At 41.0% G+C, this 12,181-nt stretch carries 8 protein-coding genes; 4 read left to right on the forward strand and 4 right to left on the reverse strand.

Features of this window, described 5'->3' with window-relative positions; all coding sequences use genetic code 11:
* Nucleotides 1–75 precede the first annotated feature (75 nt).
* From nadE to ycaO, 4 genes are all read right to left on the reverse strand, one after another.
* Nucleotides 76–906 (reverse strand): ammonia-dependent NAD(+) synthetase, encoded by an 831-nt coding sequence (nadE, locus tag RF53_RS15345; RefSeq protein ID WP_006792487.1) that lies wholly within the window; start codon nt 904–906, stop codon nt 76–78.
* A gap of 68 nt (nt 907–974) precedes the next feature.
* Nucleotides 975–1,604, reverse strand: a complete 630-nt coding sequence (locus tag RF53_RS15350) for a YceH family protein (RefSeq protein WP_039038194.1) — start codon at nt 1,602–1,604, stop codon at nt 975–977.
* A 51-nt stretch (nt 1,605–1,655) separates the two neighbouring features.
* A complete protein-coding gene (locus RF53_RS15355; protein WP_039038195.1) occupies nt 1,656–5,012 on the reverse strand; it encodes an ATP-binding protein in 3,357 nt (1,118 codons plus the stop codon).
* 112 nt (nt 5,013–5,124) lie between these two features.
* Nucleotides 5,125–6,885, reverse strand: coding sequence for a 30S ribosomal protein S12 methylthiotransferase accessory factor YcaO (ycaO, locus tag RF53_RS15360; RefSeq protein WP_039038196.1), 1,761 nt, complete (start codon nt 6,883–6,885; stop codon nt 5,125–5,127).
* Nucleotides 6,886–7,032: 147 nt separating this feature from the next.
* Here ycaO and RF53_RS15365 point away from each other — a divergent pair, with 147 nt between their 5' ends.
* The 4 genes from RF53_RS15365 (at nt 7,033) to RF53_RS15380 (ending at nt 12,159) form a co-directional block, all read left to right on the forward strand.
* On the forward strand, nt 7,033–9,315 hold the full coding sequence (locus RF53_RS15365; RefSeq protein WP_039038197.1) for a penicillin acylase family protein: 2,283 nt from the start codon (nt 7,033–7,035) through the stop codon (nt 9,313–9,315).
* Nucleotides 9,316–9,372: 57 nt separating this feature from the next.
* Nucleotides 9,373–10,221 (forward strand): MBL fold metallo-hydrolase, encoded by an 849-nt coding sequence (locus RF53_RS15370; RefSeq protein ID WP_006792482.1) that lies wholly within the window; start codon nt 9,373–9,375, stop codon nt 10,219–10,221.
* Nucleotides 10,222–10,309: 88 nt separating this feature from the next.
* Nucleotides 10,310–11,842, forward strand: a complete 1,533-nt coding sequence (locus RF53_RS15375) for a bifunctional GNAT family N-acetyltransferase/carbon-nitrogen hydrolase family protein (protein ID WP_008129436.1) — start codon at nt 10,310–10,312, stop codon at nt 11,840–11,842.
* A complete protein-coding gene (locus tag RF53_RS15380) occupies nt 11,842–12,159 on the forward strand; it encodes a DMT family transporter (RefSeq protein WP_006792480.1) in 318 nt (105 codons plus the stop codon). The genes RF53_RS15375 and RF53_RS15380 overlap by 1 nt, the downstream gene beginning before the upstream one ends.
* Nucleotides 12,160–12,181: the final 22 nt, after the last annotated feature.

Here is a 12,181-nt window from a genome sequence, read left to right on the forward strand (position 1 = left end):
TACGTAATATTTGAATAGGGCGATCAAAAAAGCAATTAAACTAGATGCTGTTAATTGCTTTTTATATCACTTATATCAATCGTAAATTGTTGGTATTGGCTGGCGTTTATGTTGCGTGCGCAGATATATACCGATTAACTTTTGCTCCACCTCTTCAGAGACAGGTTTGCCCTCTAAAAAATCATCAATTTGGTTGTAACTTAAACCGAGCGCTTCTTCGTCGGTGAGGCCCGGTCGGTCGCTTTCTAAATCGGCTGTAGGGGCTTTTTCAACAAGCACTGCTGGCGCACCTAGGGCAGTCGCTAGTGCGCGAACTTGGCGCTTAGATAAACCAAAAAGAGGCGCTAAATCACAAGCACCATCGCCAAATTTAGTGTAAAAGCCTGTAATGTTTTCTGCGCTATGATCGGTACCTACAACTAAGCCTTGGCTAAAACCTGCAATTTCGTATTGAGAAACCATACGTTGGCGTGCTTTAACATTACCTTTAATAAAATCTATTTGAGCTTGCTCTGGTAATGCGTCACCGCTGCTAGTCATTGCGATTAAAACTTGCTCATGTAGCGCATCAGCAGCAGGCTGAATATTAACGGTCATACGCTTACTTGGCTGAATAAAATCAACCGCCATTTGTGCTTCGTCTTCATCAGCTTGTACACCGTAAGGTAGGCGCACAGCAATAAATTGATATTTGTTGGTGCTGTGTTCTTCATTTAATTCGTTAACAGCTAATTGGCATAAACGGCCGCAAGTTGAAGAATCAACCCCGCCACTAATACCAAGCACAAGCGAGCGTGAGTGGGCTGCAACTAAACGTGCTTTTATAAAGTTAACTCGACGAGAGATCTCAGCGTTTACATCAATGGTTGGCTGAACTTTCATTTCAGCCATTATTTCGGCGCGCATTGCCGGCTCCTTGTAAGATTTTAAATGTGATACGCAATAAACTTATTATGTGATTTAGTTTTACTTATTTAAAGCCCTAAATGTGCTTTTATCTGGTTAAGTTCTGCTTTTAACTCTTCTACTTCGCGTAATAAATCGTTTAGCTCTTTATCTTTAATGGCTTCGCTGGGTAAATTAATGGTATCGCTATCAGGCGTAATTGGTTGCTCACCAAATAAATGAATATATCGGCTTTCACGTTTACCTGCTTCGCGCGGTAACTTGGCAACTTGCTCATTTTTAATTAATTTATTTAGCGCATTTTCAACTTCATCTACATTATTAAAATCAGCGAGACGAGCGCTGCGTGTTCTTAATTCACCGGGTGTTTGGGCGCCGCGTAACAGCAATAGGCAAATAATGGCACGTTGTTGTGCTGAAAACTGTAAGCTACTAAATTCGGTATTACAAAAGCGGTGGTCGTATTTATTTACTCGCCCCGAAAGTGCTTCATCAACAGTAACTAGGCGCATGTCACTAAGTTCATCTAGCGCAACTTGCACATCACTTTCGGTTAAATTAAGAACAGGATCGCGATTCGATTTTTGATTACATGCATTGGTTAACCCATTCAGTGACAAAGGATAATGCTCTGGTGTAGTGCTTTGTTTTTCTAGGAGACAACCAATAACACGTTGTTGGTGTGGTGATAACTGCATAAGTACCCTTAAAAATATTAATTGTTAATGCTAATTAGTGGTAAGCCTTATTTAACTGCCAAGCCAGTGCTGCAACTTGGGCTTTAAGGCGGCCATATCAAGCGGCTTAGTTAAGTAATCGTCCATGCCCGCAGCAATACATTTTTCTCTATCGCCTTGCATGGCATTAGCCGTTAAAGCAATAATTGATACAGCATTATATTTTTCACCTGCTCCGCCTTGTCTGATTGCCTGCGTGGCTTGATAACCATCCATTATTGGCATTTGGCAATCCATTAAAATAAGTTTATACGGGTTATTTTGTTTGGCGTTTAGTTTGCTAATTGCTTGCTCACCATTTTCAGCAATATCAAAGATCACCCCGGCCTCTTTTAACAATGCAGAGGCCACAACTTGATTTATCTTATTGTCTTCTACTAACAATAAAACGGGCTCTGATGAATCTTTAATAGGTGCTTTTGTAAGTGTATTAGTGAGTTGCGCCTGATTTAATTGCTGCTCTAAAAACTTTTCATTAGTGAGTGAATCAAACAGATCTGATGGCGTAAGAGGTTTAAAAATCATGCAGTCGACATTCATTTTAAGCGTTGATTCTTTTTGTGAATAACTCATTGGCGCCATAATTACTGATTTACATTTAAACTTGTTAATAAAGTTTTGTAAGGCGGTTGTTTGCGTTTTTGCAGCAACAGAAAAAAAGTGATAATCAACTAAAATTGCATCGTATGAATGAGTCGTCTCTTCTAAATGTATCAGCACCTCATTATAGTCATTAATAAACTCCACATGGGCCCCCCAAATTGTCAGCTGTTTAGTGGCTATACTGGTATTTAAGTGGCACTCATCAATAAATAAAATACGTTTGTTGTTTATTAGATGGCTTGGTAAATCTTGTTCTTTACTTAATCTAGGCTGTATTTTTACACTAAATGAAAACGTACTGCCTTCGCCTTCAACACTGTTGACACTGACGCTTCCGCCCATTAATTCACATAGTTGTTTTACTATCGTTAGCCCAAGGCCTGTACCGCCAAATTGGCGCGTAGTTGAAGTGTCGGCCTGTGTAAATGAATTAAATAATGATGTTTGCTGGTTTTTATTAATACCAATACCAGTATCAATTACTGAGCACTCTAAAAAGGAGCCATCGGTAGAGTCGTCCACTCTGGCTATAATAATAACGTCACCGTTTTTAGTAAATTTAACAGCATTGCCAATCAGGTTATTAAGAATTTGCCTAAGCCTATTCGGATCACTAATTATTTCACTTACTGTAATTTGGGTTGCGTCTAAAATTAGTTTTGTATTGTTTTGCTCTACTTTTAGTGCAAACGATTCAACCACTTCACCTAATAATTTGGGGAGATTAAACTGAATACTATCAATATTAAGTTTACCCGCTTCCATTTTAGAGAAGTCTAATATGTCATTAATAATATTAAGCAATGATTCGGCAGATGATTGCGCAAGCTCTATATGATGTGCTTGTTGTTGATCTAACTTTGTTTGCTTAATTATATTTAGCATGCCTAGCACCCCATTCATAGGAGTGCGAATTTCGTGGCTCATAGTTGCTAAAAATTCACTTTTTGCTGCCACCGCTTGTTCGGCTAATTCCTTAGCTTCTACTAATTCTTGTTCTGCTTCTATGCGTTGCTGGCTTGAATGTAAACTGCCTATAAGCGTAGCCACTGTGATTAAAAAACTTTCTTCGTTTTTTGTCCACAAGCGTGTGGTTTTGCATTGCTCAGCACATATTATTCCTAATACTCCGTTGCCGGCAGGGATTGTTACGCACAGCATCGATTTTATTCCCAGTGGCAATAAGTAATATGGCGACAAAGGAGATAGCGCTGAATTATGAATAACGTCGGGAATATTAAATATAGCTTGGTGATCAAGCATATTAAAAAAGTCAGGAAGGTGTTTTCTAAGCCAAGTAAGTTCAACGCTCTCGGCCTGTGTTAATTCGCTATGAAGTGCAAACGGTATTAACTGTGTTTGGTCTTCGTTATAAAAACGAATACTAGCACGTTCAATTTTTAAAGCATGGCAAATAGCCTCAGTGAGTATGTCTTTTGATTGGCTAAGTTTACCGTTTAAAATGAGCTTATTAACCGTTAATGAGGCTAACGTTTCATTGTGCAGCGCTGTAAAGCTGTTTTCTAATTCAATTTTTTTACGGGTATCAATATTTTGTAGCGAACCAAAAATACGCACACATCGACCATTTTTATGTTCAGCTTCTGCGTTAACAAGTACCCATACCGCTTCCCCATCACCGTTTATTACCTCTAGTTCAACTTCATAACTATGGCCATATTTAATAGCACGTTCGAGTAGAGGTTTGATCGTTTCTCTGCTTTCGCCCTCTTTAAAATAGCTTAAATCTTCAGGCCATTGTGGCTGGGTATTGAGTGGGTATTTAAACAGTTTTTTAGTCATATCTGACCAATAAACTTGCTTAGTTTCTAAATTAAACGACCACGCACCTATTTGCGCCAAATCGCTCATGGTTTCTAGCATTCTTTCGTTTTTTTGCTGGCGGTCAAGCATTTTTAAAAAGAACAAAAATGCCCATGTAAGTAACGCACAAATGATAATTATTGCTAAACGTAATGGCCAAACTGCTGAGTTGGGTGGACTCCAGCCCTGCTTGGGTGCAACGTATAACTGCCAGCTTCCGCCTTGAAAGTTTAACGAAAATGCGAGGGGATCTTGATTTAATATTGCGGAGTCACCAAAAAAAAACTCGCCTTTATCGCCCAGCCCATTTCTGCCTTGGAGTGCAACGTTATATTTTTCTTTAAGATCTAAAATTCCGGCGTTTTTATAAATTTTATTAATATCTAGAACAACAGAAAGTAATCCCCAAAAATTTTTATCAGGCGGGGTATAGACTGGCACACGCGCTATGAGTGCCTCACCTCCTTGCACTAGCGTTAACGGACCAGCCATTATAATTGTGTTGGTGTCTCGCGCTTTAATAGCGTCAGCGCGTTGATTTTTATTCGCCAGCAAGTTGAGGCCCAGAGCCGCTTCATTTCCTTCAAGCGGGTAAGTCATTTTAATAATCATATTGGGTGCACCGCCAATATTTCTAAGCTCTTTTGAAGTATTAAAAAGGGGGGCTGCAATTTGTGCAAAGCGTTCTTGATTTAAGTTAGGCTCTGCAGAAACAGCCACGCCTAAGCCGCGTACTAACTGAATGTTAGAAATTAAAATGGCTTCTAGTTGTGCTCTATAGGTGCTTACATCGGAGAGGATTTGAAGGCGATGAGCGTCTTTCACGCGAGTGTAATTAATGCGCTCTAGTACAACACTAATAAGCAGTAGTAGTGTCATCGATAACCAAAAAGTTCGGTTATAGTTGTGCGCACTTGCTTTTTTATTGTTAGTTGGTGGCATTAGCTACTATTGGCTTGAATTTAGGCTATTCCACTATAGCTATTTATTGTACAAATTAAAATGACGCTTATGCATAAGCGCCATTTTATTTTTATAATTAACGATCTAAATATCAAGAATCGCTAACATCACGTGCCCAATGATTTTGCTTAGCTACATGTAACTTACGGTAGCCATCAAGTAGTGCTGCGTGTTTGTTAAAGCCTTCTAGCGATAAGCCTGGGAAGGTTAAACCATTAAATAATGTACGACCTTCAGCAATTTCAATTGCAAGCGTTACGTTGTCGCTACCAAACATTAAACCCAGTGCGTCTTGGTAGTCGGCGTATTCACGCTCGTCATCGTATTTAATTTCAAGAATGGCTTTTAAGCAGCGGAAGTGGCGCATTGCTTCTTCGTTTACTTGGCCTGTATGCAGTATCCAGTCAACCCAATCGATTGCTTCTTCGCTGCCTGCGGCTAAACATAAGTGCGCTTTAAGCTCACCAATACGTAGCGTATGCCAAGGTGTATCGGCATCGGTTGCAAGGCCAATAAACTCTGCTGCGCGAATAATATCGCTGTGGCCGGCTTCCTCTAAGCTATCGTAAATGTCCATCCATTGCTCAGCATCGTACTGATCAAGCGATAGGAATGCTTCACGGAATTTAGCGCCTTCGTTGTTGTTACGCCAAATCAGCTCATCTACTGGGTAAATGTCTGACATGCCCGGTACTAAAATTCGACATGCATACACGTTCAAGTGCGTGTAATCCATAATGTAAATGTCGTGGTTCATGCTATGAATTAAATCTGTACAGAAGTTATATTCTTGCTCTGTTGTGCCGCTAAAGTCCCAGTGTACAAAGTCAAAATCAGGCGTTGCACGGAAAAAGTCATGCGATATTAAACCGCTAGAATCAATAAAGTGCAGTTCGATGTTTTCAGGCGTTGCTACTTCGTCATTATCAAACGTGGCTGGTTGGAACACATCAAGCTGATCAAGGCGACGACCTTGTAAAAGTTCGGTAACGGTACGCTCAAGGGCTACTTCAAATGAAGGGTGAGCACCAAACGAGGCAAATACAGAGCCATCTGTAGGGTTAATCAGCGTTACGCTCATTACTGGGTATTTACCGCCTAGTGATGCATCGGCGATGCGTAAATGAAAACCATGGCTACGCAGTTCTTCACATGCTTCGTGAATTTGTGGGTACTGCTTAACAATCTCTTCAGGCACGATTGGTAAACAAATGCCTTCAGCAATAATACGGTTTTTAATAGCGCGTTCAAATACTTCAGACAAGCCCTGAACTCGCGCTTCAAACTTGGTGTTACCTGCGCTCATACCGTTAGATACAAAAATATTACCAATCACGTTTACTGGAATGTACACGTCTTGGTTATCGCGTTGGCGCGTGTATGGCAATGTGCAAATGCCGCGCTCGTTATTACCTGAGTTAAAATCAAAAAGGTGTGATGCGTTAAGTTCGCGCTCTGGATCAAAGTAATCCCACAGGCTTTCATCCATTATGCCCTCAGGCACTTCTTCACCTTCAACTTTAAACCATTTTTCGTTTGGGTAATGAGTAAACTCACCGTTGGCAAATTCTTCACCTAGGTAAAAGTCAGCAAAAAAGTAGTTACAGCTTAAACGCTCAAAATATTCACCAAGTGCAGAAGCAATAGATGCTTTATCAGTTGCACCTTTACCATTAGTAAACATAACACCGCAGTCGCTATCTTTTATATGAACCGAATAACAGTTAGCTACAGGGTTAAGCCAAAGCGCCTCTTCAACATTAATGTTTAGGGCTTTAAGCTTGTTTTGCATGGTAGAGATTGACGATTCTAAATCGCGGTCTTTACCTTTGATAAACGTTTTTTCAGTCATATTGATCTCAACTAGTTCTGCACGATGTGTGGAAGTGACATTATCGTGGATTTTGATGTTTATTTCATCCTTTGCGAGCAAGATCATGATTATTTAATAAATCTGTGGTTATTATATAAGCAACACAAAGGGTGGAAGGGCAACTCAATGTATAAACTAATCAAACGCTTGTTGTTATTAATTGTAATTTTAGGGCTGAGTGGCACCGCTGTTGTGTATGGGGTACTTAGCTTAAGTTTACCTGCACTTGATGGCAACGGGCGCAGTATGGCTGTGAATGACCCCGTTAAAATTTCCCGTGATACATTGGGCCAAGCTGTTATCAACGCTAAAAGCCGTAATGATGCCGCTTATGGCTTAGGGTATGCGCACGGACAGGACCGATTTTTTCAAATGGATCTACTTAGGCGTAATGCTGCAGGAGAGCTAAGTGAATTATTTGGTAAAGCCGCTGTTGAGCTTGATAAAAAAATGCGTTTTCATCAACTACGAAAACGTAGCCACGCTATTTTAAATACCTTACCAGAGCGCGATAAACAGCTGTTAAAAAGTTATGCTCAAGGCGTAAACGAAGGTTTAGCCCAAGTAGGGTATGCAAGCTTTGAATATATACTTACCGGCGCAACTCAAAAACCGTGGCAAAGCGAGGACAGCTTATTAGTGATTTTTAGCATGTACTTAGATTTACAAAGCATGACATTTAATCGCGATCAAACTTTGATTCAATTAGAGCAAATATACAGTAAAAATATGGTGGATTTTTTAACGCAACCTAGCCAATACCAAGCTGCGCTTGATGGTAGTAAATTAGCCCCATTTGCAGGTGAATTCCCCATTCTTGCATCGCAAACGACTCATGTTGCAAGCCACATTGAAGCCCCTCAAGAGCTTGGTAGTAATAATTGGGCCGTTACCGGAGAGCTTACAAAAACAGGTGCAGGTATGGTGTCTGACGATATGCACTTATCAATGGCGGTGCCGGTTATTTGGTACAGAGTGCAGCTTAATTACACACAAAATGGTAAACAATCTCAAATAACAGGCGTATCACTTCCTGGCACTCCTGCCATTGTAGTGGGAACCAATAATAAAATTGCATGGGGTTTCACTAACGGTTATTTAGATACTGCCGATTGGATTGCGCTAAATAGCGATAGCAAAACATGGCTTGTTGATGAGCCTATTTTATTACCTGAAGGAGGCGTTGAAACTTACTCGCTAATAATGAGCGAATACGGCCCAGTAAAATACATTAACGAAAAGCCTTATGCACTTAGTTGGGCAGCGCATCAACCTTATGCGGTTAACATGCAGCTATTAAAGCTTGAGCAAGCAGATACTGTGGACGATGCGCTCGCCCTTGCAAGTAATGTGGGTATACCTGTACAGAATTTAATGGTTGTTGATAGCCTAGGTAATGCGGCATGGAAAAATATAGGCGGTATTCCGGCGCGTACAAATGTCAGTGAGTTAAGTGTAAATGCACAGCACTACTCTGCACTTTTTGAGCAAAACGAAATTAATCGCCCATTTGTTAAAAACCCACCCAGCGGGCGATTATGGACAGGAAACTCTCGGGTTGTATCTGCCAGCGACAACGCACGTTTTGGTAATGGCGGCTACGCATTAGGCGCACGTTCAAGCCAAATTCGTGACCGTTTATTTGAAAAACAAACCTTTGCCGAGAGCGACTTTTACGCACTACAGCTTGATAACCAAGCCCGCTTTTTAATGCCATGGCATGAGTTGTTACTCAAGCAGTTAAAAACCAATGAGGTTAAAAATGCGAAGTACATCACAGAGCTTGAAAACTGGCAGCAATGCGCATGTGCTTCTTCGGTAGGCTATACCCTGGTTAAACGCTATAGAGACGAAGTTATTAACCTTGTGTTTAACCATATTGAAGTCACTCTTAATGAGCATGAGGGCACACTTAAGCCTATCAAGCGTGGGTTGGAGCCGGCGCTGTGGCAACTTATTAGTAATAGACCTGCATCTTGGATTAACCCTCAATTTAATAGTTGGGACGAACAATTAGCGGGTGCTTTTGATCACACTGTAAATAAATTGAGTGAGCAATTTGGCACAAATATAAAACAGTGGCAGTGGGGTAAAGTAAATGAGCTGGTAATCGAGCATCCTTTTGCAAAACAAATCCCTTTATTGGCAAAGTTACTTAATATGCCAACCGCTGCAGGATTTGGTGACTCCTATATGCCTGCGGTGCAGGGGCAGAGTTTTGGTGCATCACAACGTTTTATTGCTCAACCAGGGCATTTAGAACAGGCTATTTTAAGCGTGCCAGGTGGCCAATCAGGTCACCCGCTATCAGAGTTTTATAGAGCTGGTTTTAGCGACTATGTTGAAGGGAAGCAAACTGCGCTATTACCACAAACGCTAATGCATCAAATCGTTATCTCACCAAAGTAGTGTGAGCCAAAATGTAAGTAATCACGTTCTATATAACTCTAACAATGGAGAACTAAAATGAAAAAATTACTACCCGCGTTAATAACAGGTTTACTACTGAGCGCATCGGCTCATGCAGACGATAACCCCGTCACCGCAGAAAAACTAAGTGAAAGTGTCTATGTATTATTTGGGCAAGGTGGCAACATTGCTGCAAGTGTGGGTGATGACGGTATTTATATTATTGACGATCAGTTTGCTAAGCTCTCAGACGATATAAAAAAAACCATCAGCGACTTAAAGCCTGGTAGCGCCGAATTTGTAATTAATACCCATCACCATGGCGACCATACCGGCGGTAATGAAAATTTTGCAAAAGCAGGTGCACATGTCATTGCGCACGACAATGTTCATAAGCGTTTGAAAGAAAAGCATGGTGAGGGTTCTAAATTTTTACCTCGTATTAGTTTTGGTCACGATTTAAAACTTCATTTTAATAACGAACACGCACATGTTGTGCATTACAAACATGCCCATACCGATGGCGACTCAGTTATCTTTTTTAGTAACGACAACATAGTTCACATGGGTGATATTTACTTTAATTTTGGTAGCTTACCGTTTGTTGATGTAGATAGTGGCGGTAGTGTTGACGGAGTATTAGCTGCGGTTGACGATGTTATTAACCAAATCGACGATAATACACAAGTTATTCCGGGGCATGGTCCAGTAAGTGACCGTTCAGGGCTGATAACGTATCGTAAGCTGGTGCAAAAAGCCAAAGATGTTATGCTTAAGGCAATGCAAAACGATGCAAGTTTGCAGCAAGTACTTGACGCCGACCCATTATCAGAGCTGGGTCTTAAATATGCAAAATGGCTACCAAAAGAGCGAGTAACCACATTGTTTTATCGTAGCTTAAAGTAACTTGCAAAGTGAGTTAGCACGCATAATATAGTTTATTAAGCTGAGCATTTGTTCAGCTTTTTTGTTCCCATGCCCCAAGGAGTTGTGTATGTCGGCAGAAAAAACCCACCTAGAAATTTGTAACTTGACCAAAGAGCAGTACCCACAAATAAAAACGCTAATGGATCAAGCTTACCCAGACTTAGGTGGCGCATGGCCAAGCCATACCATTTTTAGATTAATCGATCAGTTTCCAGAAGGGCAAATAGGCATAGTAGATGACGGCGTGCTGGTGGGTTTAGCACTAAGTGTGCAAGTAGACTACGCCCGCTTTTCAAATCCGCATACCTACGAAGACATTGCTGACGGCCATGACCGTGTATTCAGCGATACCGATGGCGATGCGCTATACGGTTTGGATGTTGCCATTAGCGAAACTCACCGAGGTATGCGTTTAGGGCGTCGCCTTTATGATGCCCGTAAAGAATTGTGCCGCCAATATAACTTACGCGCTATTTTAGCGGGTGGCCGTATTCCGCGTTATTACAATCACAGCAGTGAAATGACGCCAATGGAATACATTGAAAAGGTTGACCAAAAAGAGCTTTATGACCCAATTTTAAGCTTTCAGCTTTCTAACGACTTTCAGGTAAAGCGATTACTAAAAAAGTACCTACCAGAGGATCAAGAGTCTGTAGGTTATGCCACCTTACTTGAGTGGAATAACATAATGTACGAGCCAACCGACACCGTACTCGAATCGACTAAATCAATAGTACGAGTAGGGGCCGTGCAATGGCAAATGCGTTGTGTTGAATCGGTTGAAGAAATGCTCAAGCAGGTAGAGTATTTTGTAGATACGGTATCTGACTACAAAAGTGACTTTATTTTATTCCCTGAATTTTTTAACGCGCCGCTGATGGGGTTAACTGAGCAAAGCAATCAAACTGAAGCAATCCGCTATTTAGCCGAATACACCGAAACGTTTAAAAACGCCATGTCGCGTATGGCAATAGAATATAACGCCAACATTATTACTGGTTCTATGCCACTTGCCGAAGACGACAAAATTTATAACGTAAGTTATTTATGCCACCGTAGCGGTAAAATAGACGAGCAGCGCAAAATACATATAACCCCGCATGAACAAAATGATTGGGTTATTCAAGGCGGCGACAAAATTGCCGTATTCGATACTGATGCTGGGCGCGTTGGTATTCAAATTTGTTACGATGTAGAGTTCCCAGAGCTTTCACGCATATTAGCTAAGCAAGGGCTTGATATACTGTTTGTGCCGTTTTGGACCGATACTAAAAATAGTTATTTACGGGTTCGCCATTGTGCACAAGCACGGGCAATCGAAAACGAATGTTATGTTGTTATTGCAGGTTCAGTGGGTAACTTACCGCAAGTAGAAAGCCTAGACGTACAGTACTCGCAATCGGCAGTACTGACGCCATCTGACTTTTCGTTCCCGCACGATGCAACACTTAACGAAGCAACACCTAATACCGAAATGTTATTATTTAGCGACCTTGATATGGATAAGTTAAAAATTCTTCATAGCGAGGGGACAGTGCGTAATTTAAAAGATCGCCGAGAAGATTTATACGACGTAATTTTGAAAAAGAGAGATGTTTAATGGCGTGGGTTTATTTAGTCATTGCCGGCTTGCTTGAAATAGGTTGGCCAATTGGTTTAAAAATTTCACAAAATCCCGACACACGCTGGCAGGGAATAGCAATGGCCATTGCATTTTTAACAGCCAGTGGTTTTATGTTGTGGCTTGCACAAAAGCAAATATCAATGGGGACTTCCTATGCGGTATGGACAGGTATAGGTGCTGCGGGTACGTTTTTAGTGGGTATATTACTTTACGGTGATGCAGCCACGTTTGGGCGTATTGCGGGTGTGTTAATGATTATTTGCGGTGTGATCACCCTAAAAATTAGCTCTTAATTAATATTTTATGGCGGCGCCT

Origin of the sequence: Pseudoalteromonas sp. ECSMB14103 (genome assembly GCF_000813065.1) — a bacterium.
Lineage (GTDB): Bacteria > Pseudomonadota > Gammaproteobacteria > Enterobacterales > Alteromonadaceae > Pseudoalteromonas > Pseudoalteromonas marina.